Annotated in this window: 24 protein-coding genes; 20 read left to right on the top strand and 4 right to left on the bottom strand. The window is 64.7% G+C overall.

From position 1 onward, the window contains the following. The first annotated feature begins 3 nt into the window (after positions 1 to 3). From I6F24_RS02605 to I6F24_RS02595, 3 genes are all read left to right on the top strand, one after another. Positions 4 to 999, top strand: coding sequence for an alpha/beta hydrolase (locus I6F24_RS02605; RefSeq protein WP_036004787.1), 996 nt, complete (start codon positions 4 to 6; stop codon positions 997 to 999). Positions 1,000 to 1,131: 132 nt separating this feature from the next. Continuing rightward, complete coding sequence (locus tag I6F24_RS02600) at positions 1,132 to 4,368, top strand: cytochrome P450 (RefSeq protein WP_225149923.1); 3,237 nt, start codon at positions 1,132 to 1,134, stop codon at positions 4,366 to 4,368. Positions 4,369 to 4,507: 139 nt separating this feature from the next. Next, positions 4,508 to 5,182, top strand: coding sequence for a spermidine synthase (locus I6F24_RS02595; protein WP_109144507.1), 675 nt, complete (start codon positions 4,508 to 4,510; stop codon positions 5,180 to 5,182). 13 nt (positions 5,183 to 5,195) lie between these two features. Here I6F24_RS02595 and I6F24_RS02590 read toward each other — a convergent pair whose 3' ends face one another. Next, entirely contained in the window at positions 5,196 to 5,657 is a 462-nt protein-coding gene (locus I6F24_RS02590) for an ester cyclase (RefSeq protein ID WP_225127369.1), read from the bottom strand. A gap of 122 nt (positions 5,658 to 5,779) precedes the next feature. Further along, positions 5,780 to 6,694: an alpha/beta hydrolase gene (locus I6F24_RS02585; RefSeq protein ID WP_109145881.1), complete on the bottom strand. Its 915-nt coding sequence runs from the start codon at positions 6,692 to 6,694 to the stop codon at positions 5,780 to 5,782. A 162-nt stretch (positions 6,695 to 6,856) separates the two neighbouring features. Between I6F24_RS02585 and I6F24_RS02580 the strand changes: the two genes are divergently transcribed. The 16 genes from I6F24_RS02580 to I6F24_RS02505 all read left to right on the top strand — a co-directional run bounded on the left by I6F24_RS02580 (position 6,857) and on the right by I6F24_RS02505 (position 20,803). Further along, positions 6,857 to 7,237: a hypothetical protein gene (locus I6F24_RS02580; protein WP_225149922.1), complete on the top strand. Its 381-nt coding sequence runs from the start codon at positions 6,857 to 6,859 to the stop codon at positions 7,235 to 7,237. Continuing rightward, positions 7,234 to 8,316 (top strand): alpha/beta fold hydrolase, encoded by a 1,083-nt coding sequence (locus I6F24_RS02575; protein WP_225149921.1) that lies wholly within the window; start codon positions 7,234 to 7,236, stop codon positions 8,314 to 8,316. The genes I6F24_RS02580 and I6F24_RS02575 overlap by 4 nt, the downstream gene beginning before the upstream one ends. Further along, positions 8,313 to 8,906, top strand: a complete 594-nt coding sequence (locus I6F24_RS02570; RefSeq protein ID WP_225127366.1) for a GNAT family N-acetyltransferase — start codon at positions 8,313 to 8,315, stop codon at positions 8,904 to 8,906. Before I6F24_RS02575 ends, I6F24_RS02570 begins: the two co-directional genes overlap by 4 nt. Positions 8,907 to 9,129: 223 nt before the next feature. After that, positions 9,130 to 9,585 carry a phasin gene (locus I6F24_RS02565; protein ID WP_036004804.1) on the top strand — a complete coding sequence of 152 codons (456 nt, stop codon included), beginning with the start codon at positions 9,130 to 9,132 and terminating at the stop codon, positions 9,583 to 9,585. Between the two features lie 196 nt (positions 9,586 to 9,781). Next, on the top strand, positions 9,782 to 11,068 hold the full coding sequence (locus I6F24_RS02560) for a DUF445 domain-containing protein (RefSeq protein WP_225149920.1): 1,287 nt from the start codon (positions 9,782 to 9,784) through the stop codon (positions 11,066 to 11,068). A 200-nt stretch (positions 11,069 to 11,268) separates the two neighbouring features. Then, positions 11,269 to 12,039 carry an alpha/beta hydrolase gene (locus I6F24_RS02555; protein ID WP_036025751.1) on the top strand — a complete coding sequence of 257 codons (771 nt, stop codon included), beginning with the start codon at positions 11,269 to 11,271 and terminating at the stop codon, positions 12,037 to 12,039. Positions 12,040 to 12,170: 131 nt separating this feature from the next. After that, on the top strand, positions 12,171 to 13,037 hold the full coding sequence (paaX, locus tag I6F24_RS02550) for a phenylacetic acid degradation operon negative regulatory protein PaaX (RefSeq protein ID WP_036025750.1): 867 nt from the start codon (positions 12,171 to 12,173) through the stop codon (positions 13,035 to 13,037). 75 nt (positions 13,038 to 13,112) lie between these two features. Further along, a complete protein-coding gene (gene paaA / locus I6F24_RS02545; RefSeq protein WP_036025764.1) occupies positions 13,113 to 14,105 on the top strand; it encodes a 1,2-phenylacetyl-CoA epoxidase subunit PaaA in 993 nt (330 codons plus the stop codon). Positions 14,106 to 14,114: 9 nt separating this feature from the next. Continuing rightward, entirely contained in the window at positions 14,115 to 14,402 is a 288-nt protein-coding gene (gene paaB, locus I6F24_RS02540) for a 1,2-phenylacetyl-CoA epoxidase subunit PaaB (protein WP_036025749.1), read from the top strand. Beyond that, positions 14,402 to 15,178: a 1,2-phenylacetyl-CoA epoxidase subunit PaaC gene (gene paaC / locus I6F24_RS02535; RefSeq protein ID WP_036025747.1), complete on the top strand. Its 777-nt coding sequence runs from the start codon at positions 14,402 to 14,404 to the stop codon at positions 15,176 to 15,178. The genes paaB and paaC overlap by 1 nt, the downstream gene beginning before the upstream one ends. Continuing rightward, a complete protein-coding gene (gene paaD / locus I6F24_RS02530) occupies positions 15,172 to 15,672 on the top strand; it encodes a 1,2-phenylacetyl-CoA epoxidase subunit PaaD (RefSeq protein ID WP_036025745.1) in 501 nt (166 codons plus the stop codon). The genes paaC and paaD overlap by 7 nt, the downstream gene beginning before the upstream one ends. Before the next feature lie 2 nt (positions 15,673 to 15,674). Beyond that, complete coding sequence (paaE, locus tag I6F24_RS02525; RefSeq protein ID WP_036025744.1) at positions 15,675 to 16,757, top strand: 1,2-phenylacetyl-CoA epoxidase subunit PaaE; 1,083 nt, start codon at positions 15,675 to 15,677, stop codon at positions 16,755 to 16,757. Positions 16,758 to 16,858: 101 nt separating this feature from the next. Then, entirely contained in the window at positions 16,859 to 17,308 is a 450-nt protein-coding gene (gene paaI, locus I6F24_RS02520) for a hydroxyphenylacetyl-CoA thioesterase PaaI (protein WP_036025743.1), read from the top strand. A 39-nt stretch (positions 17,309 to 17,347) separates the two neighbouring features. Next, positions 17,348 to 18,679, top strand: a complete 1,332-nt coding sequence (paaK, locus tag I6F24_RS02515; RefSeq protein WP_036025742.1) for a phenylacetate--CoA ligase PaaK — start codon at positions 17,348 to 17,350, stop codon at positions 18,677 to 18,679. Positions 18,680 to 18,743: 64 nt separating this feature from the next. After that, a complete protein-coding gene (locus tag I6F24_RS02510) occupies positions 18,744 to 19,745 on the top strand; it encodes a zinc-binding alcohol dehydrogenase family protein (RefSeq protein ID WP_036025741.1) in 1,002 nt (333 codons plus the stop codon). Positions 19,746 to 19,747: 2 nt separating this feature from the next. Then, complete coding sequence (locus tag I6F24_RS02505; RefSeq protein ID WP_036004835.1) at positions 19,748 to 20,803, top strand: YeeE/YedE family protein; 1,056 nt, start codon at positions 19,748 to 19,750, stop codon at positions 20,801 to 20,803. Here the strand turns inward: I6F24_RS02505 and I6F24_RS02500 are convergent. Next, positions 20,782 to 21,696, bottom strand: coding sequence for a DMT family transporter (locus I6F24_RS02500; RefSeq protein WP_036025740.1), 915 nt, complete (start codon positions 21,694 to 21,696; stop codon positions 20,782 to 20,784). The two genes, I6F24_RS02505 and I6F24_RS02500, sit on opposite strands and share 22 nt — an antisense overlap. 83 nt (positions 21,697 to 21,779) lie before the next feature. On the opposite strand from I6F24_RS02500, the gene I6F24_RS02495 reads away from it, so the two are divergent. Next, positions 21,780 to 23,225 (top strand): PLP-dependent aminotransferase family protein, encoded by a 1,446-nt coding sequence (locus tag I6F24_RS02495; protein ID WP_036025763.1) that lies wholly within the window; start codon positions 21,780 to 21,782, stop codon positions 23,223 to 23,225. Positions 23,226 to 23,235: 10 nt separating this feature from the next. Here I6F24_RS02495 and I6F24_RS02490 read toward each other — a convergent pair whose 3' ends face one another. Further along, a complete protein-coding gene (locus tag I6F24_RS02490; protein ID WP_036025738.1) occupies positions 23,236 to 24,459 on the bottom strand; it encodes an alpha/beta fold hydrolase in 1,224 nt (407 codons plus the stop codon). Positions 24,460 to 24,476 lie beyond the last annotated feature (17 nt).

The raw sequence follows: 24,476 nt of genomic DNA, 5'->3' as shown, positions 1-24,476 counted from the left end.
GCAATGATTGAAATGCCGCCGCTCAAGTTCGCGACGACGAACGGAATCCGCATGGGCTATTACGAGGCGGGCCCGTCCGATGACAAACCGCCGGTCGTGCTGTGCCACGGCTGGCCGGAGCTCGCATTCTCCTGGCGTCACCAGATCAAGGCACTAAGCGAGGCCGGCATCCGCGTAGTCGCGCCCGACCAGCGTGGCTACGGCGCGACCGACCGGCCCGAGCCGGTCGAAGCCTATGACATGGAGCACCTGACCGGCGATCTCGTCGGTCTGCTCGATCATCTCGGGATCGACAAGGCGATCTTCGTCGGCCACGACTGGGGCGGCTTCGTCGTCTGGCAGATGCCGCTGCGGCATCCCACGCGCGTCGCCGGAGTCGTCGGCGTCAACACCCCGCATTGGGACCGCATGCCGATCGACCCGATCGCGCTGTTCCGCCAGCGTTACGGCGACCAGATGTACATCGTCCAGTTCCAGGATCCCGCGCGCGAGCCGGACAAGATCTTCGGCAGCCGCGTCGAGCAGACCTTCGACGCCTTCATGCGCAAGCCGCTGGCAAAGCCGGCAGCGAAACCGGACGAGCCGCCGATCGCGGGTGTCGGCGCCTCGTCGAAGACCAACCTGGCTTTCCCGCAGATGATTGCGGCGTACGACGCCAAGGTCGATCCGCGCACGCCGATCCTGTCGGCTGATGAGAAGAAGGTGTTCGTCGACACCTTCACGAAGACCGGCTTCACCGGCGGCATCAACTGGTACCGCAACTTCACCCGCAACTGGGAGCGCGCCGAGGGGCTGGACCACCACATCCACGTGCCCTCGTTGATGATCATGGCGGAGAATGATGCCGTGCTGCCGCCCTCGGCGGCCGACGGCATGGAGAAACTGATCGATGATCTCGAGAAGTATCTGGTGAAGGACAGCGGCCATTGGACGCAACAGGAGAAGCCGGAGGAGGTCAGCGCCAAGCTGATCGAGTGGCGGAGAAGGCGGTTTGGCTAGCGGTCGTCATTGGGAACGCGTCATTGCGAGGAGCGAGGCGACGAAGCAATCCAGACTGCCTCCACGGATACATTTCTGGATTGCTTCGCTTCGCTCGCAACGACGACATTGAGGCAGGGGGACTACATTTCGATGTCATCCAAGAACCGTCTGGACCCGATTCCGCAGCCGCCGACCAAGCCAGTGGTCGGCAATATGCTGTCGCTGGACGCGGCCGCTCCCGTGCAGCACCTGACGCGGCTTGCCAAGGAGCTCGGTCCGATCTTCTGGCTTGACATGATGGGCTCGCCGATCGTCGTCGTCTCCGGCCACGATCTCGTCGACGAGCTCTCCGACGAGAAGCGGTTCGACAAGACGGTGCGCGGCGCGCTGCGGCGCGTGCGTGCGGTCGGCGGCGACGGCCTCTTCACCGCCGACACCCGTGAGCCGAACTGGAGCAAGGCGCACAACATCCTGCTGCAGCCTTTCGGCAACCGCGCCATGCAGTCCTATCACCCGAGCATGGTCGACATCGCCGAGCAGCTCGTCCAGAAATGGGAGCGGCTCAACGCCGACGACGAGATCGACGTGGTCCACGACATGACCGCGCTGACGCTGGATACGATCGGCCTGTGCGGCTTCGAGTACCGCTTCAACTCGTTCTACCGGCGCGACTACCATCCTTTCGTCGAGTCACTGGTACGATCGCTCGAAACCATCATGATGACGCGCGGCCTGCCGTTCGAGCAGCTCTGGATGCAGAAGCGGCGGAAGACGCTGGCCCAAGACGTCGCTTTCATGAACAAGATGGTCGACGAGATCATCGCCGAACGCCGCAAGAGCGCGGAAGGCATCGACGACAAGAAGGACATGCTGGCCGCGATGATGACCGGCGTCGACCGTTCCACCGGCGAGCAGCTCGACGACGTCAATATCCGCTACCAGATCAACACCTTCCTGATCGCAGGGCACGAGACCACCAGCGGCCTGTTGTCCTACACGCTCTATGCGCTGCTCAAGCACCCGGAGATTCTCAAGAAGGCCTATGACGAGGTCGACCGCGTCTTCGGCCCCGACGTCAACGCCAAGCCGACCTATCAGCAGGTGACGCAGCTCACCTACATCACGCAGATCCTGAAGGAGTCGCTGCGGCTGTGGCCGCCGGCGCCGGCCTACGGCATCTCGCCGCTGAACGACGAGACCATCGGCGGCGGGCAGTACAAGCTCAGGAAGGGAACGTTCGTCACCATCCTGGTGACGGCGCTGCATCGTGATCCCAGCGTGTGGGGTCCCAACCCCGACGCCTTCGACCCCGAGAATTTCAGCCGCGAGGCGGAGGCAAGACGGCCGATCAATGCCTGGAAGCCGTTCGGCAACGGCCAGCGCGCCTGCATCGGCCGCGGCTTCGCCATGCATGAAGCAGCGCTCGCACTCGGCATGATCCTGCAGCGCTTCAAGCTGATCGACCACCAGCGCTACCAGATGCATCTGAAGGAGACGCTGACGATCAAGCCGGAAGGCTTCAAGATCAAGGTGCGGCCGCGTGCCGACCGCGAGCGCGGCGCCTATGGCGGGCCAGTTGCGGCTGCGTCCTCGGCACCAAAGGCGCAGCGTCAGCCCACCACGCGGCCCGGCCACAACACGCCGATGCTGGTGCTCTACGGCTCCAATCTCGGCACCGCCGAGGAGCTCGCAACGCGCATGGCCGATCTTGCCGAGATCAACGGTTTTGCCGTGCATCTCGGCCCGCTCGACGACTATGTCGGCAAGCTGCCGCAGGAGGGCGGCGTGCTGATCATCTGCGCCTCCTATAACGGCGCGCCGCCCGACAATGCGACGCAGTTCGTCAAATGGCTCGGCGAGGATCTGCCGAAGGATGCCTTTGCCGGTGTGCGCTACGCCGTGTTCGGCTGCGGCAACAGCGACTGGGCCGCGACCTATCAATCGGTGCCGCGCTTCATCGACGAGCAATTGTCGAAGCATGGTGCGCGCGCGGTCTATCCGCGCGGCGAGGGCGATGCCCGCAGCGATCTCGACAGCCAGTTCCAGAAATGGTTCCCCGCCGCCGCGCAAGTCGCGACCAAGGAGTTCGGCATCGACTGGAATTTCACCCGCACCGCCGAGGACGATCCGCTCTATGCAATCGAGCCGGTCGCGGTGACCGCCGTCAACACCATCGTCGCCCAGGGCGGCGCAGTGGCGATGAAGGTGCTGGTCAATGACGAGCTCCAGAACAAGTCCGGCGCGAATGCTTCCGAGCGCTCGACGCGCCACATCGAGGTGCAGCTGCCGGCCAACCTCAGCTACCGCGTCGGCGATCACCTCAGCGTCGTTCCGCGCAACGATCCTACGCTGGTTGATTCAGTTGCCCGCCGCTTCGGCTTTTTGCCGGCCGATCAGATCAGGCTCCAGGTGGCCGAAGGCCGGCGCGCGCAATTGCCGGTCGGCGCGGCCGTGTCGGTCGGCCGCCTGCTCAGCGAGTTCGTCGAGCTGCAGCAGCTCGCGACGCGCAAGCAGATCCAGATCATGGCCGAGCACACCCGCTGCCTCGTCACCAAGCCGAAGCTATTGGCCTTCGTCGGCGAGGAGGCGGAACCGCTCGAGCGCTATCGCTCCGAGATCCTCGCCAAGCGCAAATCGGTGTTCGACCTGCTGCTCGAATATCCGGCTTGCGAACTACCGTTCCACGTCTATCTCGAAATGCTGTCGCTGCTGGCGCCGCGCTATTACTCGATCTCCTCCTCGCCGTCGGTCGACCCGGCGCGTTGCAGCGTCACGGTCGGCGTGGTCGAAGGTCCGGCTGCCTCCGGCCGCGGCACCTACAAGGGCATCTGCTCGAACTATCTCGCCAATCGGCGGGCGGGCGATACGATCTACGCAACCGTGCGCGAGACCAAGGCGGGCTTCTGCCTGCCGGACGATCCTTCCGTGCCTGTTATCATGGTCGGTCCGGGCACGGGACTTGCGCCGTTCCGCGGCTTCCTCCAGGAGCGCGCCGCGCGCAAGGCGAAAGGGGCCGCGCTCGGCCCGGCCATGTTGTTCTTCGGCTGCCGCCATCCCGACCAGGATTTTCTTTACGCGGAGGAGCTGAAGGCGCTGGCGGCGAGCGGCATCACCGAGCTGTTCACGGCATTCTCGCGCGCGGACGGGCCGAAGACCTATGTGCAGCACGTGATCGCGGCGCAGAAGGACAAGGTCTGGCCGCTGATCGAGCGGGGCGCGATCATCTATGTGTGCGGCGATGGCGGCAAGATGGAGCCCGACGTGAAGGCGACGCTCGTCGCGATCCACCGCGACAAGAGCGGCAGTGATGCCGCGGCAGGCGCGCGCTGGATCGAGGAGATGGGCGCGAACAACCGCTATGTGCTGGACGTCTGGGCGGGCGGGTAGCCGCAGATCGTGGGGTGGGTTAGCCCCGCGGATTGCGCGAAGCGCAAACTGCTAGGCGTAACCCACCAATTCTGTCCGAGCGGCGGGTTACGCCTTCGGCTAACCCACCCTACGATCCTGTTCGTGCTAAAGCATTCCCATGATTCCCTGGGAAAAGATTGACACCGCCAAAATTCCCGGTTCCGACGAGGAGCTTCGCCTGATGCGCCGGGGCAAGGAGTTCTCCATCAAGCTCGGCACCAACGAGCTGATGAACAGCCGCCTGTCGGGGTCGGAAGCAGCGCTGGCAACCCTTGCCGCGAAGCAGATCGAGAAAGTCGCAAAGCCCGTCGTTCTCATCGGCGGTCTCGGCATGGGTTTTACGCTACGCGCGGCGCTGGCCGTGCTCGGAGCCCAGGCGAAGATCGTGGTCTCCGAGTTGGTGCCGTCGGTCGTCGCCTGGGCGCGAGGCCCGATGGCCGAGGTCTTCGGCGATAGCCTCGATGATGCCAGGGTGAGCATTCGCGAGATCGATGTCGGTGAAATCATCCGGGCGAAGCGTTCGGCCTTCGACGCCATCCTGCTCGACGTCGACAACGGGCCCGAAGGGCTGACCCGGAAGGGCAATGACGCGCTCTACGATGCGAGCGGGCTGCAGGTTGCGAAGACGGCGCTGCGGGCGGGAGGCGTGCTGGCCGTCTGGTCGTCGGGACCCAATCCGCCGTTCACAGGGCGCCTCAAGCGCGCCGGCTTCGACGTCAACGAAGTCAACGTTCGCGCCACCGGCAGAGGCGGCGGCGCGCGCCACGTGATCTGGATCGCGCGGAAAGGCTAGGCGCGCCTCGAGGCTAGAACATCGTGTTGCCGTTCGCCGGGTTTTCAGGAATCTCCTGAATGACGTCCCAATGCTCGACGATCTTGCCGTTCTCCAGCTTGAAGATGTCGACGATCGCGCGGCCCCTGGTGCCGGGCTCGCGAACGGAGTGGACGTGCAGGATGACGAAGTCGCCCTCCGCGAAGCTGCGCTTGATCTCGCTGCGCGAGTTCGGAAACTTCTCGCGCAGGAAGCCGATGAACTTCCGGAAGCCCTCCGGCCCGTCGGGAGCGGTTGGATTGTGCTGGACGTAACGGTTGCCGACATAGGCGAGGGCGGCGTCGGCGTCCTTCTGATTGAGGCCCTTCTCATAGAAGGCCAGCACAGTTTGGCGGTTGGCTTCTTCCTGCGCGCTGGCCGCCATCGCGGCGCCGCCGGCGAGAGACAACATGAGAATGGAAGCGGCCATTGCCGCCGATCGAATGATGAAGTGCATGTGAGCTCCGAGAGGCCGCAGCCTCTGTCTGGCGTCTGAGACGGTCTGTATAGCCTTCATCGGAACCCGCGTTAAGACAGGCACCGGCTGCTCACATGGTCACCTGGAGGAGACCGGCCGGCCTAGGCCGCCTGCGCCGCCGCGCCATGCGCATGCTTGTCGATCGCGTCGATGATTTCCGGCCAGAAGCGCATGGGCAGCGCGTGGCCCATGCCCTCGATCATCAGCAGCTTTGCGTTCGGGATCGACGCAGCCGTGTCCTTGCCGCCTTCGGGGCGGACCAACGGATCGACGGTGCCGTGAATCACGAGCGTCGGAACCTTCACGGTGTGCAGCCGCTCCTTGCGGCTGCCCGAGGCAAGCACGGCGCGGAGCTGACGGCCGACGCCGGCCGGATTGAGCCCGCGCGCGAACACCCGCTCGGCGCGGCCGGGGTCGAGCGCTTCCTCTTCCGGGAAATGCCCGGCGCGCAGCACCTTCCAGGTCTGGCCATAGCGGACGATGAACTCCTCCTTGCTGCGCGGCGGCGGTGCCATCAGCACCGCGGCGGCCTCGCGCGTCGGCGGCGGCACGCGCGGATTGCCCGTCGTCGACATGATCGAGGTCAGCGAGCGCACGCGGTGCGGAAACGACAGCGTCACCTCCTGCGCGATCATGCCGCCCATGGACGCCCCGACGAGATGCGCCGACTTGATGCCGAGCGCATCCATCAGCCCGACCGTGTCCTTGGCCATGTCGATCAGCTTGTAGGTGGCGGCCACCGGGATGCGCAAGAAGCGCAGCTTCAGCAGCTCGAACGGCGTCAGCCGCTTGCCGCCGGTGAGATGGCTCGACTTGCCGATGTCTCGGTTGTCAAAGCGGATCACGCGGAAGCCGCGTGCGGCGAGCTGCTCGCAGAACGCATCGTCCCAATGGATCATCTGCGCGCCGAGGCCCATGATCAGCAGTAGCGGCTCGGCATTTTCGTTGCCGAAGATCTCGTAGCAGATGTCGATGCCGTTGGCGCGGACGGTCTGGGACGGTTGATGGGCGGTCACGGGTTCCTCCTGCTGACCGATGCTGTATCGCACGGTTTCATTCCACGAAGAAGCCGCGTCTCCGACGTTGCGTCAGTTGCTTGCCGGTTGACCGGCACCACGCAACGGTGTGGTATGGCGGGACAAGAAGGGTGCAAAGCCCTCCGCATTGGGAGGACGCTGATGACCGACAAGATCACTGATCCGGTCGCCTTGTGGCAGAAGATGGTTGGCGAAATGGAGAAGGGTTTCAACTCCTTCGCGACTAAGGCGATGGAGACGCCCGAATTCTCGCAGGCCATGAACCGCGCCGGCGGCGTTGCTGCAGGTGCTCAGAAGCAATTCGGCGATCTCATGGAGAGGTACCTGATCTCGATGAACCTGCCGAGCCGCGAGCAGATGACCGGCATCGCGGAACGGCTCCAGTCGATCGAAGGCCAGCTCGGCGAGATCAAGTCGATGCTGAGCCAGATGTCGGCCACGTCGGGCGCGCCGCAACCCGGCGCCGCGCCGCGGCCACCGCGAACCAAGCGTCCGCCGTCCGAAGGCGGAGACCACGAATGAACGCGCCGGCGGGACTTGATCTTGCCTCGATCCCGGAGCGCATCCAGTCCGAGGTGCAGCGCGCGATTCAGCGCAGCATCAAGGGCGTCGAATATTTCTCGACCTCGGGCCCCTCGCTCGGCTCGACGCCAAAGGACGTGCTGCACTCGCGCGGCACCATGAGCCTCTATCACTACCGGCCGATGTCGGACGAGATCTACCGCGTGCCGGTGCTGATCGTAATGGCAACCACCAATCGCGGCTACATCCTCGACCTCGTGCCCGGCCAGAGCTTCATCGAGTTCCTGCTGAAACGCGGCTACGACGTCTACATGCTGGACTGGAGCGCGCCGAGGCCGGAGGAGAAGAGCCTGCGCATGGAGGACTATGTCCTCGACTTCATTCCGAACTGCGTCCGCCGCGTGCAAGCCGATTCCGGCGAGCAGGACGTCTCGGTCATCGGCTATTGCTTTGGCGGCGTGCTGTCGCTGCTCTACGGCTCGATCCACAAGGACGGGCCGATGAAGAACCTGATCTGCTTCACCACGCCGATCGACTTCCGAGAGATGAAGCTGTTCTCGAACTTCTCCGATCGCCGCTATTTCGACGTCGACCACCTCGTCGACAGCGTCGGCAACGTGCCGCCGGAGATGATCCTGTCCTCGTTCGAGATGCTGCGGCCGGCCTCGCGTACGGTGAGCCAGATCCAGCTCTGGGAGAACATCTGGAACGACGAGTTCGTGAAGTCGTACCGCATGTTCGATCGCTGGGCGACCGACACGCTGCCGCTCGCCGGCGAATATTTCCGCACCATCACCAAGGACCTGATGTGGGACAACAAGCTGTTCGACGGCACCATGTCGGTCGGCGGCCGTGCGGCCAAGCTCGAGAACATCACGGTGCCGATCCTGCATGCCGTCGCCGAGCACGATCATATCGTGCCCTATGAGGCGGCCAAGCACCTGATCGCCAAGGTCGGCTCGACCGACAAGGAAGAGGTGATCCTGAAGGGCGGTCACGTTTCGCTCGTTGCCGGCGCCAACGCGGTGAAGCGGCTGTGGCCGAAACTGGATTCCTGGCTGGGAAAGAGATCGATATGAGCGAGCAGCGTTCCTATCCGCGCCATGTCAAGACCGACGCCGGCACTATCGAGATCCGCCTGATGTCGCCCGCGGACGAGGCCGCGGTGCTGGCTTTTGGCAAGGGCCTGCCGACCCATGACCTGTTGTTCCTGCCACGCAACATCAGCGAGCCGAAGGTGCTGTCGGCCTGGGTCAAGGAAATCGAGCGCGGAGCTATTCAGAGCCTGCTCGCGGTGAGAGAGGGCAGGGTCGTTGGTTGCGGCACGCTGGTGCGCGATCCCCATTCCTGGTCGCCTCATGTCGGTGAGATCCGGATGGTGGTTTCGCCTGAGGTCCGCGGCAAGGGCGTGGGCAAGGCGCTGTCGCAGGAGACTTTTGCGCTGGCGCTCGGAGCGGGCCTGGAAAAGCTCTCGGTCCAGATGACGGTGGATCAGCAGGCGGCGATCGCCCTGTTCGAGAGCCTCGGCTTCAAGGCCGAGGCCCTGCTGCGGGACCATGTCCGGGACGTCGACGGCAAGACCCACGACATCGTCGTGCTCGGCCACAACATCGCGCAGGTCCAGGCTCAGATGGAGGCCTACGGCCTGCCTGGCGCCGTGCAGCACTAAACAGGGGGCGTCCGACATTGGGTCCGGATCGGACCCATTCACGTGCCCCCATGGCTACGGAAGCATCAGGATGCCTCTCGCGAGGGCTGTTCACTATTTCGTGATATCGCACTGCAATATCAATATTGCGATGCACAATTAACCGTGCCATATAGGTCGTGCCCCGGGCCAATGCGGACGGGGTGAGCCCATAGCTCAAACCATTGAGGATGGAGAGAACCCCATGACCACTGAAACCAACACCGCTTTCGAGGGCTTCAAGGACGCTTTCAAGAACATCCAGAACCTGGAAGTTCCCGAGGCCGCCCGCGAATTCGTCAAGAAGACTGCCAACACTGCCAAGGACCGTGCTGCCGAGGTGTTCGCTGGCTCCGAGCGCGTGACCGCCGCCGTCGAGAACGCGGTGACCGAGTCCATCACCGAGGCCGGCAAGATCAGCCGCAACATCCAGCAGGCGATCTACGAGGACGCCGAGGCGTTCTTCTCGGGCATCGACAAGCTCGCGTCCGCCAAGTCGGTCAGCGAAGCCGTCGAGATCCAGTCGAGCCTGCTCCGCTCCCGCGGCGAAGTGTTCGTCTCGCGCGCCAAGGCGACCGCCGACTATCTCGGCAAGCTCGCCGCCAACGGTGCGAAGTCCGCTCAGGACAATTTCGCCAAGGTCTACAGCAAGACCGCCTGATCTGGCGCCTGAGCACAAACTGAATTTAAGGCCCGCTTCGGCGGGCCTTTGTTTTTGCGCCGCCGTCATTGCGAGGAGCTCGCGACAAAATTGCGTAGCAATTTTGCGCTGATGCGATGAACAATCCAAAGTCTTTCCTCTGAAAGATTCTGGATTGCTTCGCTTCGCTCGCAATGACGAGTACTGTGATGCAGTCATGGACTCGTCTGTCACCTTTTCCTTCGACGCCCCCGGCGATGCTGCACGCGCGGCCGAGCTGCGCCGCGTCAAGACGCTGGCGACTTTGGTGCTGGCCGCGACGCTGGCACTGTTCGTCGTCGCGAAATGGCTGCTGCCCGTGCATCCCGTGTTCGGCTTCATTGCCGCCTTCGCCGAGGCCGCGACTATCGGCGGGCTCGCCGACTGGTATGCCGTGGTGGCGCTGTTCAAGCGGCCGCTCGGCCTGCCGATCCCGCACACCGCGATCATCCAGAGCAACCAGGCCCGCATCGCCGACAAGCTCGGCGAATTCATCCAGGTGCATTTCCTCGAGGCGGGTCCCGTCGAAGCCAAGCTGAAGGAGATCGATTTCGGCTCCTTCGTCGCCGACTGGTTGCGCGACCGCAAGCGCAGCGACGACCTCGCGCGCTTTGCCCTGCGTCTCTTGCCGGAGGCCGTATCCGCAACCGAAAGCTCCGGCCTGATGACCTTCATCATCCGCCGCATGTCCTCGCAGCTCCAGGCGATCGACCTCGCGCCGCTGGCGGCCGGCACGCTGCGCGGCTTCGTCGCGGAGGGACGGCATCAGATCCTGTTCGACGATCTGCTGCGCGTGATGCACGAGACCTTGAACCAGACAGAGACGATGGCGATGATCCGCGAGAAGGTGCGCGCGGAATTGCCGACCCTGCTCAAGCTCTATCGTGCCGACAAGTTTCTGGTGAACAAGATCGTGGCCTCCGCCACCGCCTTCTTCAACGAAGTGCGCAGCGACCCCAAGCATCCGTTCCGCGGCGAGTTCGACCGCATGGTGCTGAACTTCGTCGACAGGCTCGGCACCGATCAGGCCTATATCGACCGCATCGACGGCCTGAAACGCGATCTCCTGGCGCGGCCGGAGCTCGCCGATCTCGCCCGCACCGTCTGGGCCAACACGCGCTCCTTCATCGAGCGCAGCGCGAGCGGCGAGACGCAGGTGCTGCAACATCATCTCGCCGGGATGTTCGTCTCAGCCGGCGAGGCGCTCGCCAGCGATGCCGAGTTGCGCGGCGAGATCAATAAGGGTCTCGTCACCGTGCTGCGCAGCTTCGTCGCGGACCAGAAGAGCGGCGTCTCCACCTTCATCTCCGATCAGGTCAAGGCGTGGAATATGACGCAGCTGATTTCGCTGATCGAAATCAACATCGGCCGCGACCTGCAATACATCCGCTTCAACGGCTCGTTGATCGGCGGGCTCGCCGGGCTCGCGCTCTACACCGTAGAATTCCTGCTCCGATTGTTGTGACTTTTGCGTCACGGCCGTTAGCATTAACGCGCGGACCTATTGTCGCCGCGCGTCTCTCCCGCTTGAATACCAGGAACCGGCCGCCTAGCTGATTCATGTTGCGCTGCGGAACGATCCAGAAGCCGGCGAGTTGGAATCTGTCTACGCATTTGCCGGCCTCGCCGGCCTCCTTTTCAGCGATTCTTCCCAGGGGACCATTGATGACCGCTACTGCCCAAACGCTGCGTCCGCCGTCCCGTACCTTGATGTTTCTGGAAGGACGCGCGATCCACGAGTTCGGCGCATTCCTCGGCGCGCTGCCGCTGCTGAGCCTTGCGCCGCGCGGCGATGGGCATCCGGTGCTGGTGCTGCCGGGCCTCGTGGCCTCCGACACCTCCACTGGCGCGCTGCGCACGTTTCTGAGCAGCAAGGGCTATGCAGTGGCTGGTTGGCGCCAAGGCCGCAACTACGGCCTGCGGCCCGGCGTGCAGGATGCGATGCTCGGTCAGATCCGAGAGCTCAACGACACCCACGGCCGCAAGATCAGCTTGGTCGGTTGGAGCCTCGGTGGCATCTATGCGCGCCAGCTTGCCAAGATGGTGCCGGACAGCGTGCGCCAAGTGATCACGCTTGGTAGCCCCTTTGCCGGCGATCCACGCTCGACCAACGCCTGGCGCGTCTATGAATGGGCGAGCGGCCGCAAGGCCGACGAGGTTGATCCGCGTTTCGGCGGCGAGCTTGCCGCTCCGCCGCCGGTGCCGACCACCGCCATCTTCAGCCGTACCGACGGCGTCTGCGCCTGGCAAGGCTGCATGGAGAAGACGGGCGCACAGACCGAGAGCATCGAGGTCGAGAGCAGCCATTGCGGCATGGGCCATCATCCGGCCGCCGTCTATGCCGTAGCCGATCGCCTCGCGCAGAAGGAAGGCCAGTGGCGCCCGTTCGATCGCAGCGGCTGGCGCAGCGTGGTGTATCCCGATCCGCATCGGTAGCGCTCCTCTTCACCACTCCCTGCAAGCTGGGCGAGGTCGGATTGCATCGGAGATGCGATAGCGGGAAGAAGGAGAAGAGCCGTCGTCCCGCTCCACTGTCGCGCCTGCACCAAACGCGCTAAGGCTGCTGCATGGCGCATCCGCTCTCTCGTATCATCGACCAGCTCAAGCGCGAGCCCTCGCGCACCGGCTCCATCGTCATCACAGTGTTTGGTGATGCCATCGTGCCGCGTGGTGGCTCGGTGTGGCTCGGCACGCTTCTGGAATTCTTCGAAAGCCTCGACATCGTCAGCGGCGTGGTGCGCACCGCAATGTCGCGGCTTGCCGCCGACGGCTGGCTGACGCGCGAGAAGGTCGGTCGCAACAGTTTCTATCGCCTGGCCGACAAGGGCCGCCAGACCTTCGAGGCCGCGACGCGCCACATCTACGATCCGCCGCCGTCCGACTGGACCGGACGTTTCGAGCTGCTGCTGATCGGCAATGGCGAGGATCGCGACGCATCGCGCGAAGCGCTGCGCAATGCCGGCTTCGGCAGCCCGCTGCCGGGCGTATGGGTCGCGCCATCGGGCGTTCCGGTGCCGGATGAGGCCGCGGGCGCGATCCGCCTCGAAGTCTCGGCGGAAGACGACAGCGGCCGCCGTCTGCTCAGCGCGAGCTGGCCGCTCGATCGGACCGCCGATGCCTATCTGAAATTCATGAAGACGTTCGAGCCGCTGCGCGCCGCGATCGCGCGCGGCACGGATCTGTCCGAGGCCGACGCCTTCACCGCGCGGATCCTCTTGATCCACCATTACCGCCGCGTCGTGCTGCGCGATCCATTGCTGCCCGAGAGCCTGCTGCCGCCGGATTGGCCGGGCAGGGCGGCCCGCGAACTCTGCGGCGAGATCTATCGCGCGCTGCTTGCTCCGTCCGAACAATGGCTCGACAGCCATGGAACCAATGAAAAAGGGCCGTTGCCGGCCGCGCGAAAGCTGCTGGAACGAAGGTTCGGCGCCTGATCATTATGTTACAGAAATATCTTGCATGATGTAAATCTTGTTATATATTCTCTCTCAATAAACGGGAGGATGCGCATGTACACCCAGGCGCTGAACACGGCCGAGACCGCTGATCGCGATCTCGAGGACGCAGGCAAAGCTGCGCAATTCCAGGCCCGCATCGATGCCGAGGAGCGCATCGAGCCGAACGATTGGATGCCGGCGGCCTATCGCAAGACGCTCACCCGCCAGATCTCCCAGCACGCGCATTCCGAAATCGTCGGCATGCTGCCCGAAGGCAACTGGATCACGCGCGCGCCGACCTTGCGCCGCAAGGCCGCGCTGCTCGCCAAGGTGCAGGATGAATGCGGCCACGGGCTCTATCTCTATGCCGCCGCCGAGACGCTCGGCTCCTCGCGCGAGGAGCTGGTCGACGCCATGCTCGCCGGCAAGGCCAAATATTCATCGATCTTCAACTATCCGACGCTGACCTGGGCGGACATCGGCACGATCGGCTGGCTGGTCGACGGCGCCGCGATCATGAACCAGATCCCGCTGTGCCGCTGCTCCTACGGGCCTTATGCGCGCGCGATGATTCGCGTCTGTAAGGAGGAGTCCTTCCACCAGCGCCAGGGTTACGAGATCATGGTGACGCTGTGCCGCGGCTCGGAGGAGCAGAAGGCGATGGCGCAGGACGCGCTGAACCGCTGGTGGTGGCCGGTGCTGATGATGTTCGGTCCGCCCGACGCGACGAGCCAGCACAGCGACACCTCGACGAAGTGGAAGATCAAGCGCTTCTCCAATGACGAGCTGCGCCAGAAGTTCGTCGATGCCACCGTGCCGCAGGCGCAATATCTCGGCCTCACCATTCCCGATCCCGGCATGACGCAGGACGCTGACGGCCACTGGCGCCACAGCGAGATCGACTGGACCGAATTCAAGCAGGTGCTGACCGGCAACGGCCCCTGCAATCGCGACCGCATGGCCGCGCGCCGCAAGGCGCACGAGGAGGGCGCCTGGGTGCGCGAGGCGGCAGCTAGCTATGCCGCCAAGCGCGCCCAGCGTCAGACCGCCCAGGCTGCCGAATAGGAGACCGATATGGCCACGCCGAACACGCCGCTGTGGGAAGTCTTCATTCGCAGCCGCAACGGGCTCGCACACAAGCATGTCGGCTCGCTGCATGCGAGCGATGCGATCATGGCGCTGCAGGCCGCCCGCGACATCTACACCCGGCGCGGCGAGGGCCTGTCGATCTGGGTCGTGCCCTCGAGCGCGATCACCGCGAGCGATCCCGCCGAGAAGGGCATGATGTTCGAGCCGGCGGAATCCAAGATCTACCGGCACCCGACGTTCTACGAGGTGCCGGATGAAGTGGGGCACATGTGATGGTGGTCGCCAACATCCAGGTCTCCGAAACCCCGCTGGTGATCTACGCGCTGCGCCGCGCCGACGATGCGCTGATCCTCGGTCATAGGCTGTCGGAATGGTGCGGGCACGCGCCGATGCTGGAAGAGGACATGGCACTCTCCAACATCGCGCTCGACCTGATCGGCCAGGCGCGGGAGCTCTACACCTTTGCCGCCAAGGTCGAAGGCAGGGACAACGACGAGGACAAGCTCGCTTACTTGCGTGACGTGCGGCAGTACCGCAATCTTCTCCTAGTCGAGCAGCCCAACGGCGATTTTGCCCAGACCTTGGTGCGGCAATTCTTCTATTCCGCCTTCGCCGATCTCTACTGGCGCGCGATGATGAATTCGCGCGATGCGACGCTGGCGGCGATTGCTGCGAAATCGGAGAAGGAGAGCGCCTACCATCTGCGCCATGCCTCGGAATGGATCATCCGGCTCGGCGACGGCACGGAGGAGAGTCATCGCCGGGCGCAGGCTGCGATCGACAATCTCTGGGCCTTTACCGGCGAGATGTTTGCCGTCGACGACGGCGAACGCGCGCTGATCCATCGTGGCATTGCCGTCGATCCCGCAAGCTTGCGCGGGCGCTGGCTGGCGACTCTCTCGGAGGTCACGCGTGAAGCAACGCTCGCGCTGCCGCAGAACGACTGGATGCAGCAGGGCGGTCGCTCCGGTCGTCACAGCGAGCATCTCGGCCACCTCCTGTCGGAGCTGCAATCGATGCAGCGAACTTTCCCGGGGCTGATATGGTGACGGTGACCGATGACGCCGCGCTGCGCCAGCGCGCCTGGGACGCCGCCGCAAGCGTGGTCGATCCGGAAATTCCGGTGCTGAGCATTGCCGATCTCGGCGTGCTGCGCGACGTCGTTCTCGACGGCGATCATGTCGAGGTCGCGATCACACCGACCTATTCGGGTTGCCCGGCCATGAACATGATCGCGCTCGAAATCGAGGTTGCGCTGGAGCGCGCCGGTTTTCAACATGCAAAGGTACGGACCGTGCTGTCGCCGGCCTGGACCACGGACTGGTTGACCGAGGACGGACGCAAGAAGCTGCGCGCCTACGGCATCGCGCCGCCGCAAGCTTCAAACTCGCGCCGCGCGCTGTTCGGCGATCAGACGGTGGCGTGCCCGCAATGCGGCTCGGACAAGACAGAGCTGCTGTCCGAATTCGGCTCGACCTCCTGCAAGGCGCTCTGGCGCTGCAAGGCCTGCCGCGAACCCTTCGACTATTTCAAGTGCCATTGACCATGTCCGCAGCCGCACCGCGCTTCCATCGCCTCGCCGTCAGGGACCTCCGTCGCGAGGCTACGGACGCCGTCTCGATGACCTTTGCCATCCCCAACGAACTCGCCGGCGATTACGCCTTCACACCCGGCCAGTATCTGACGTTGCGCGCCACGCTCGACGGCGAAGAGGTGCGCCGCTCCTATTCGATCTGTTCCGGCCCTGACGACGGCGAGATCCGTATCGCCGTCAAGAAGGTCGACGGCGGCGCGTTCTCGAGCTGGGCCGCCGAAGATCTCAAATGCGGCGACGAACTCGACGTGATGACGCCGACCGGCCGCTTCGGTCTGGTCCCGCCGGCAGATCGTGCGCGCGTTCATGTCGGCTTCGCCGCCGGGTCCGGCATCACGCCGATCCTGTCGATCGTGAAGGGCGTGCTCGCGCGCGAGCCGGACAGCCGCTTCTTCCTATTCTATGGCAACCGCACCACCGACAACATCATGTTCCTCGAAGCGCTCGAGGAGCTCAAGGACCGCTTCATCGATCGTCTCTCGATCTTTTACGTGCTCTCCGGCGAGGAGCAGGACATTCCGATCCTGCATGGCCGGCTCGACGGCGACAAGGTGAGGGTGCTGCTCCGCGCGCTGGTGCCGGCGGCCAGCGTCGATCACGTCTTCATCTGCGGTCCTCTTGGCATGAGCGAGGACATCGAGGCGACCTGCCGCGATCTCGGCATCGCCGACGAGCGCATCCATGTCGAGCGCTTCGTCTCCGAGTTCGGCGGCAAGCCGCGGCCGAAAAAGGCGGTTGCGCCCGACGCGCCGCCGAAGGCGATCGCCTCGCTGATCATCGACGGCAAGCGCCGCGACGTGCCCGTCGCCCAGGACGAGGCCATCCTCGATGCCGCGCTGCGCGCCGGCGTCGATCTGCCCTTTGCCTGCAAGGGCGGCATGTGTTCGACCTGCCGCGCCAAGCTGGTCGAAGGCAAGGCGCCGATGGACATCAACTATTCGCTGGAACCGTGGGAGCTCGAGGCCGGTTTTGTTCTCACCTGCCAGGCCAAGCCGTCCACCGAGCGCGTCGTGGTCGATTATGATCATGTCTGATCAGGCGTTCTGCGGCTCCGCAATGCAAATGCGTCGCAATATTTGACAGTGTGAGCCAACCAGAACAACATCATGAGCAAACGTCTGGCCGGGAGAAGCGCGTGAACGTGAAAGCCGCCCTGTCGCCTGAGGATATTGCCCGTGCCTGCGCCGAGGCGATGTGGGCTGAGGACGATGCCTCCAAAGGTCTCGGCATGGAGATCGTCGAGATCGGCCCGGGCTTCGCGACGCTCGCCATGACGGTGCGGCCTGATATGGTCAACGGCCAGCGTATTGCTCATGGCGGCTTCATCTTCACGCTCGCCGATTCCGCCTTCGCGTTCGCCTGCAACTCGCACAATGAGCGCGTCGTCGCGGCGCAGGGCCAGATCACTTTCATCAAGCCGGGCAAGCTTGGCGATCGTCTCATCGCAAGAGCGCGGGAGATCACCCGCGGCGGCCGCTCCGGCATCTACGACGTGCGTGTCACGGCGGGCGAGGTCGTCATCGCGGAATTCCGCGGACATTCCCGCGTCATTCCCGGCAAATGGCTGCCGGCGCAAGATCAATAAAACCAAACAAAAAAGAACAGGCAATGTGGGGAAACGAGGATGGCTCTGACGAGGCTCAAGGAAGGTGGCAACGCCTATAGCGCCGAGATGGATGCGCATGAGCGCGCCTCGCGCGGCGAGATCATGGCGCTGCAGAAGCAGCGGTTGGCGTGGTCGCTGAAGCACGCCTACGACAACGTCGCGCATTACCGCAAGGCGTTCGACAAAGCGGGCGTGCATCCGTCCGACTTTCGCGAGCTCTCTGATCTCGCCAAATTCCCGTTCACGGTCAAGACGGACCTGCGCGACAATTATCCCTTCGACATGTTCGCCGTGCCGCGCGAAAAGCTGGTGCGGGTGCATGCCTCATCCGGCACGACCGGAAAGCCGATCGTGGTCGGCTATACGCAGCGCGACATCGACACCTGGTCCGAGGTGATGGCGCGCTCGATCCGGGCCGCCGGCGGCCGCACCGGCATGATCATCCACAATGCGTATGGCTATGGACTCTTCACCGGCGGTCTCGGCGTGCACTACGGCGCCGAGAAGCTTGGCTGCACGGTTGTCCCCATTTCCGGGGGCATGACCGAGCGGCAGGTGCAGCTCATCAATGATTTCCGGCCCGACATCATCACGGTGACGCCGAGCTACATGCTGGCGATCCTCGACGAGTTCAAGCGCCAGAAGCTTGATCCGCGCCAGTGTTCGCTCAAGATCGGCATCTTCGGCGCGGAACCCTGGACCAACGCGATGCGCGCCGAGATCGAGGACGCCTTCGACATGGACGCGACCGACATCTATGGCCTGTCCGAGGTGATCGGCCCGGGCGTCGCTCAGGAATGCATCGAGACCAAGGATGGCCTGCACATCTGGGAGGATCATTTCTACCCGGAAGTGATCGACCCCGAGACCGGCGCGGTGCTGCCCGACGGCGAGAAGGGCGAGCTGGTCTTCACGTCGCTCACCAAGGAAGCCTTTCCGGTGATCCGCTATCGAACCCGCGACCTGACGCGGCTGCTGCCGGGAACGGCACGGCCGGGCATGCGGCGGATGGAGAAGGTGACCGGGCGCTCGGACGACATGATCATCCTGCGCGGCGTCAATCTGTTCCCGACCCAGATCGAGGAGGTGCTGCTCGCGACCGACTGGTGCGGCGGCCATTTCATCCTCGAGCTCACCCGGGAAGGCCGCATGGACGAGCTCACCATCATCGCCGAGGCGCGGCCCGAGAGCTGGGACGGCCGCGGCCTCGTCGACCATGCGGATCGAATTTCGACCCACATCAAGAATACGATCGGCGTCAGCTCCAGGGTGCAGGTAGTTGCGCCGGCCACGCTGGAGCGCTCGCTCGGCAAGGCCAAGCGGCTCTTCGACAAGCGGCCAAAGGACTGACCGGACGGATTGACTCGACCGGCGCCAGAGGCGACAAGGCCCGCGAGAAATCGCGGGTCTTTTCATGTCAGCCGATGCCAAAACCGTCGAAGCGCGCTGTGTGCGCCTCAGCGCCAAAGCTGAAAATGCCGCTGCGCTTGCGCCGACAATTGAGCGGCAGATGCTTGCGCGCGGGCCGAACGATCTTCTGATCGAGGTGAAGGCTGCCGCGGTCAATCCCTCCGACGTCAAGGCTGCGACCGGGCTGATGCCCTATGCCGTGTTCCCCCGGACCCCCGGCCGCGACTATGCCGGCGTGGTGATTGACGGGCCCGCCGGCACCATTGGGAACGAAGTGTTCGGCTCGTCCGGGGACCTCGGCATTCGTCGTGACGGCACTCATGCGAGCCATCTCGTGGTCGAAGCCGATGCGGTCGTGGAGAAGCCGAAGACTGTGTCCTGGGAGGAGGCCGCCGGCATCGGCGTGCCCTTCGTGACCGCGATGGAAGGCTTTCGCAGGGCGGGCGTGCCGAAGCGCGGCGAGACCGTTCTGGTTTTCGGGGTGAATGGCAAGGTCGGTCAGGCCGCGGTGCAGATCGCGACCTGGCAGGGCGCGCGCGTGATCGGTGTGGTGCGCAGGGCGGAAGCCTATGAAGGCCACACCAACGCGCCCATCGAGGTGATCGACGCCTCCGCCACCGAAATCGCCGCGCGCGTGCACGAATTGACCGGCGGCAAGGGCGCCGACGTCGTCTTCAACACGGTCGGCGATCCCTATTTCCAGGCCGCGCACAAATCGCTCGCGCTTCGCGGCCGCCAAATCCTGATCGCCGCGATCGACCGCATCGTGCAGTTCAACATCCTCGAATTCTATCGGGGCCAGCACACTTATGTCGGCATCGACACGCTGGGTCTATCCTCGGCCGCGACGGGTGCGGTGCTGCGCGACATCGGGCCGGGTTTTGCGAGCGGCCATCTGAAGCCGTTTCCGATCAGGGCGAATGCGATCTATCCGCTGGAGCGCGCGAAGGAAGCGTATGTTGCGGTCGCCGGCTCCTCGCGTGACCGGGTGATCCTGAAGCCGTAACCATGGAATCCACGCAACTCGTTATCCTCGCCGGCCTGGCCATCGGTCTCGTCTACGGTGCCGTTGGCCTGCTCAGCGGTTTCTGCCTGATGAGCAGCATGCGCGGGTTACTGGCTGAGGGCGACGGGCGGCTGGTGCGGACCTACGCGCTCGCAATCGCTGTTGCGATCGCCGCGAGCCAGTTCCTCGCCGGCAGCGGCACGGTCGATCTCGGCAAGTCGATCTATCTGCAGCAATCGTTTTCCCCGGCGGTGCTGTTCCTCGGCGGCCTGCTGTTCGGCTACGGCATGGTGCTTTCGAACGGCTGCGGCTCGCGGGCGCTGGTGCTGCTCGGCCGCGGCAATCTCCGCTCCTTCGTGGTCGTGATCGTGCTCGCGATTGCCGCGCAGATGACGCTGAAGGGCCTCATCGCACCGGCGCGCATTGCGCTGGTCCAGGCAACGCAAGCCACGGCTCCTGCCAATTCGCTGCCGTCGTTGCTGGCGACGCTCGGCTTCACGGAATCGCTTTCACGCGCGCTCGCCGCGGCCGCGACAACCGTCGCGCTGAGCCTGTTCGCTTTCGCGCATCCTGCGTTCCGTCGCTCGCCCGGTCAGGTCGTAGCGGGCATCATTGTGGGCCTCCTCGTCGCCGGCGGCTGGCTGGCCACCGGCTATCTCGGTGCCGACGACTTCAATCCGGTCCCCGTGACCTCCCTTACGTTCGTCGCGCCGATCGCCGATAGCCTGCAATATGCCATGCTCTCGACTGGACTGACGCTCAACTTCGGCATCGCGACGGTGGCCGGCGTCTTCGCCGGCAGTCTGGTGACGGCACTCGCAACTGGCCGCTTCAAGCTCGAAGGCTATTCCTCGCCGCGCCACATGCTCCGCTCAGGGACCGGTGCCGCGCTGATGGGGATCGGCGGCGTGATGGCGTTCGGCTGCTCGATCGGGCAGGGGCTCACCGGCGTGTCTACGCTCGCGCTGGGATCGTTCGTCGCGGCTGCCGGCATCCTGCTCGGCACCGCGGCGGGCCTGCGCGGGGTTCTGCGGGTTCAGCCTCTCGCGGTGGCCTGACTGCGCAACAACCGATCGCCCAGCGTCGCAAGGCCGATGCCGGAGACGATCAGCGCGGCCGCGACGGCAAGGCTCGCGTCGATGGGTTCACCCAGAAGGATCGCAGCGCTGGCGATGCCGACCAGCGGTGTCCCGGTGGTGCCGAGCGACGTCGTCAGGGCTGAGATGCTCTTGTTGACCATCGACATCGCCCAATAAGCCAGGACTGTTCCGACCAGGCCCGAATAGAGAAACAACAATACGAGCCTCCACGACCACTCCACATGCGGGAGGCCATCCACAGCCGTCGCGCCGACCGACAGCACGATCGTTGCCACGAGCACCTGCCAAAGCAAAAGCTGAAGCGGAGATCCGATCCAGCGATGCGCGCGGATATAGATGATGTTCGCAGCCCAAGAGATCGCGGCCAGGATGACCATGCCGGCGCCGAGCAGCACGTTTGGGTTGGTCCAGTCGATCGAGGATGGATTCAGGATGACGGCAAGGCCGATCAGCCCGAGCAGAGCGCCGGCGAGCTTCGGCGCCGTCAGCGTGTCCTTGCCGAAAAGGGGCGCGGCGAGTGCGACCCAGAGCGGCGTGGTGTAGCCGAGCACGATGCCCTTGCTTGCGGGCAGGAAGCGAAGGCCGCTGGCAACCAGGATCGAGAACAGCGTCATATGCAGCAGCGCCACGCTCAGGATCACGGGAAAGTCGCGTCGCTCCGGGATCACGAGATTGTTGCTCAGTCCGAGCAGCACGAACAATCCAGCCAGCGCGATCCAACTCCGGATTGCCGCGCTCCACAACGGCGGGACGAACTGCACGAGCTGCTTGGTCACCGACCAATTCACGCCCCAGGCCAGCACCACGATGAAGAACAGGCCGATGGCCGCACGGGGTGACAGGGTGTTCATGTCGCAGGTCCTTGAAGCAGTCCGAGCCGCCGGATAGCATCCCGACTGGCATTTGAAAAAGTGCCAGATTGGAGAAGAAGAGAGTGCCAGTATCCGACACGACGATCTCCGCGTTGATCGAGCTGAAGCGGACCGATGGCGAGGGGCTGGTGGCGCAACTGACGAACCAGCTGCGAGGCCTGATCGCGACCGGCCGCCTCGGCAAAGGCCGCGTGCTGCCGTCGAGCCGACGGCTTGCGAGCGATCTCGGCGTCTCGCGCAACACCGTCACATACGCGTTCGAGCAGCTCGCGGCCGAGGGATATGTCGCAGCGTCTCATGGCCGCCGTCCCGTGGTCATGATCGACGGCCACGAACGCATCGAACGGGGCGCCGTCGCAGCGGGCGAATGCGTCGGCAAACTGCGGCTCTCGCCTTGGGCTACGAAGCTCCAGCAGGCCGACTGGCCGATGTCTTATCGGGGGGAGCTCAAACCGCTGCGCCCGGGGCTGGGCGATTTCAGGGAGTTTCCGAACGAGGTCTGGGCACGCTGCCTGCGCCGCAGTGCCGTGCATGCGGGCAGGCGCGAGCTGGGACCGGTCAACCGGCTGCGCCTGCGGGAGGCGCTGACGAATTATCTGGCGACGAACCGGGACGTCCGCGCCACGGCGGAGCAGATCATGATCCTGCCGAGCGCGCAGGCCGCGCTGACCTTGATTGCTGCCACACTCATTTCACCGGGCGATCATGTATGGGTTGAAGACCCCGGCTATCCTGGCGCGGCGGCTGCCTTTCACGCATCCGGCGCGCGCCTGACCGGCATCAGGCTGGATGAACAGGGCATGCAGCGAATGCCAGGCCTTGGAGCTCCCAGGCTGATCTTCATGACGCCGTCGCATCAGCACCCAACCGGCCGGTTGATGTCGCTAGCCCGTCGAACCGAGTTTCTCGCGGCAAGCCGGCCCGGCAGGACCTGGATCGTCGAGGACGATTACGACGGCGAATTCCACTACGACAGCCGGCCGGTGCCGGCCTTGCAGGGGTTAGATGCCCATGGCCGTGTGTTCTATGTCGGCACATTCTCGAAGGCGATGAGGTCGGACATCCGGCTCGGCTATCTGGTCGCGCCGGCGGCGCTGGTCAGCACCTTGGAGATCGCGCAGCAGCACATGGGACTGATCGCCGCCAGCCACATCCAGGAGGCGCTGGCCGAATTCATCGCCGATGGGCACTTCCTCGCACATCTGCGCCGCATGCGCCGGCTCTATCACGCGCGCCGCGATCATCTTGTCGAGGAGCTGCAGCGGCATCTCGGTGGCATGCTCTTGGTCGAAGTGCCCCCCGGCGGTATCCAGCTCGTCGCCCGTCTCGAGCGCGGCCGCACTGATCGGGCGGCGGTGAAGCGGCTGGTCGAGGCGGGCGTCGAAACGCGCGCCTTGTCCAGCCTGGCGCTCGGCAAGCCGCGCGATCACGGCCTGCTGCTCGGCTTTGCGGCGTGGCGCGAAAACGAGATCAGCGCGGCCGTGCGCACGATGGCGTCGTGCTTCTAGTGGGGCATCGCTACTCCACCGCTTTCGTCACGATCCGGATCTCCGACGTCAGCGTCCGGTGCACCGGGCACTTGTCGGCGATCTCCATCAGCTTCTTGCGCTGCTCGGCATCGAGGGCGCCGTCGATCGCGATGTCGCGCTCGATCTGGTCGAGCATGCCCTCGCGGGTCTCGCACTCCGCACAATCCTTGGCGTAGATCTTGGAATGCTTCAGCGTCACCGTGACGCGGTCGAGCGGCAGCGACTTGCGGTCGGCATAGAGACGCATGGTCATCGAGGTGCAGGCACCTAAGCCGGCGAGCAGGAAATCGTACGGGCCGGGCCCGGCATCCGCGCCGCCGGCTGCAATGGGCTCGTCCGCCACCAGATGATGCGGGCCGACGATGATGGTCTGGTTGAACTTGCTCTTGCGGGTCTCCTGCACCACGACCTTCCGCGGCTCCTCCGGCAGATCCATCGCCTTTGCGGGCGTCGCTGCATCGACGTAACGGCTGGCCCAAGCCACGATCACGTCGGCGGCGTAGAGCGCGTCGGCAGGCTTGGTCAGAAGATGATCGGCATGGTCGAGCGAGACGAAGCTCTTGGGGTGTCTTGCTGCAACGAAGAGCTTCGTTGCGTTGTCGATGCCGACGGTATCGTCAACGGGCGAATGCATCACCAGCAGCGCCTTGTGCAGGCCGGTGACGTCCTTCATCAGCTCGTGCTCGGCGATGTCGTCGAGGAATTCGCGCTTGATCCGGAACGGGCGTCCCGCGAGCGAGACTTCGACCTCGCCTTGCGCGCGGATGTTGTCGAGATGCTCCCTGAACAGGCCGGTGACGTGGGCGGGATCCGAGGGCGCTGCGATGGTGGCCACCGCTCGTGCCTCGGGAATTTGTCCGGCAGCGGCGAGGATCGCGGTGCCACCCAGGCTATGGCCGATCAGGATCGAGGGTGCCTTGCGGGTCTCGCGCAGATGATCGGCCGCGCGCACGAGATCGGCAACGTTGGAGGAGAACGTCGAATTGGCGAAATCACCGCCGCTGGAGCCGAGCCCGGTGAAGTCGAAGCGCAGCACCGCGATGCCCTTGGCGGCGAGCGCGACCGAGATGCGCTTGGCCGCCAGCGTGTCCTTGCCGCAGGTGAAGCAATGCGCCAACAGCGCGAAAGCCGCGGGCTCGCCGTCAGGCAGCTCCAGCGCGGCCGCGAGCTGATGGCCGCCTTCGCCGGTGAATTGAAAGCGTTCCGTCGGCATGGGCTTCCCCCCGTCTT

This window comes from Bradyrhizobium sp. BRP23 (genome assembly GCF_020194135.1).
Taxonomy (GTDB): Bacteria; Pseudomonadota; Alphaproteobacteria; order Rhizobiales; family Xanthobacteraceae; genus Bradyrhizobium; species Bradyrhizobium yuanmingense.
The sequence above is the reverse complement of the archived record's forward strand: the minus strand, read 5'-3'. Positions and strand labels throughout refer to the sequence as shown.

Bases quoted from the DNA above. Each gene is read 5' to 3' on its own strand.
- I6F24_RS02605 (WP_036004787.1), top strand. From the start codon at position 4: ATGATTGAAATGCCGCCGCTCAAGTTCGCGACGACGAACGGAATCCGC.
- I6F24_RS02600 (WP_225149923.1), top strand. From the start codon at position 1,132: ATGTCATCCAAGAACCGTCTGGACCCGATTCCGCAGCCGCCGACCAAG.
- I6F24_RS02595 (WP_109144507.1), top strand. From the start codon at position 4,508: ATGATTCCCTGGGAAAAGATTGACACCGCCAAAATTCCCGGTTCCGAC.
- I6F24_RS02590 (WP_225127369.1), bottom strand. From the start codon at position 5,657: ATGCACTTCATCATTCGATCGGCGGCAATGGCCGCTTCCATTCTCATG.
- I6F24_RS02580 (WP_225149922.1), top strand. From the start codon at position 6,857: ATGACCGACAAGATCACTGATCCGGTCGCCTTGTGGCAGAAGATGGTT.
- I6F24_RS02575 (WP_225149921.1), top strand. From the start codon at position 7,234: ATGAACGCGCCGGCGGGACTTGATCTTGCCTCGATCCCGGAGCGCATC.
- I6F24_RS02570 (WP_225127366.1), top strand. From the start codon at position 8,313: ATGAGCGAGCAGCGTTCCTATCCGCGCCATGTCAAGACCGACGCCGGC.
- I6F24_RS02565 (WP_036004804.1), top strand. From the start codon at position 9,130: ATGACCACTGAAACCAACACCGCTTTCGAGGGCTTCAAGGACGCTTTC.
- I6F24_RS02560 (WP_225149920.1), top strand. From the start codon at position 9,782: ATGGACTCGTCTGTCACCTTTTCCTTCGACGCCCCCGGCGATGCTGCA.
- I6F24_RS02555 (WP_036025751.1), top strand. From the start codon at position 11,269: ATGACCGCTACTGCCCAAACGCTGCGTCCGCCGTCCCGTACCTTGATG.
- paaX (WP_036025750.1), top strand. From the start codon at position 12,171: ATGGCGCATCCGCTCTCTCGTATCATCGACCAGCTCAAGCGCGAGCCC.
- paaA (WP_036025764.1), top strand. From the start codon at position 13,113: ATGTACACCCAGGCGCTGAACACGGCCGAGACCGCTGATCGCGATCTC.
- paaB (WP_036025749.1), top strand. From the start codon at position 14,115: ATGGCCACGCCGAACACGCCGCTGTGGGAAGTCTTCATTCGCAGCCGC.
- paaC (WP_036025747.1), top strand. From the start codon at position 14,402: ATGGTGGTCGCCAACATCCAGGTCTCCGAAACCCCGCTGGTGATCTAC.
- paaD (WP_036025745.1), top strand. From the start codon at position 15,172: ATGGTGACGGTGACCGATGACGCCGCGCTGCGCCAGCGCGCCTGGGAC.
- paaE (WP_036025744.1), top strand. From the start codon at position 15,675: ATGTCCGCAGCCGCACCGCGCTTCCATCGCCTCGCCGTCAGGGACCTC.
- paaK (WP_036025742.1), top strand. From the start codon at position 17,348: ATGGCTCTGACGAGGCTCAAGGAAGGTGGCAACGCCTATAGCGCCGAG.
- I6F24_RS02510 (WP_036025741.1), top strand. From the start codon at position 18,744: ATGTCAGCCGATGCCAAAACCGTCGAAGCGCGCTGTGTGCGCCTCAGC.
- I6F24_RS02505 (WP_036004835.1), top strand. From the start codon at position 19,748: ATGGAATCCACGCAACTCGTTATCCTCGCCGGCCTGGCCATCGGTCTC.
- I6F24_RS02500 (WP_036025740.1), bottom strand. From the start codon at position 21,696: ATGAACACCCTGTCACCCCGTGCGGCCATCGGCCTGTTCTTCATCGTG.
- I6F24_RS02490 (WP_036025738.1), bottom strand. From the start codon at position 24,459: ATGCCGACGGAACGCTTTCAATTCACCGGCGAAGGCGGCCATCAGCTC.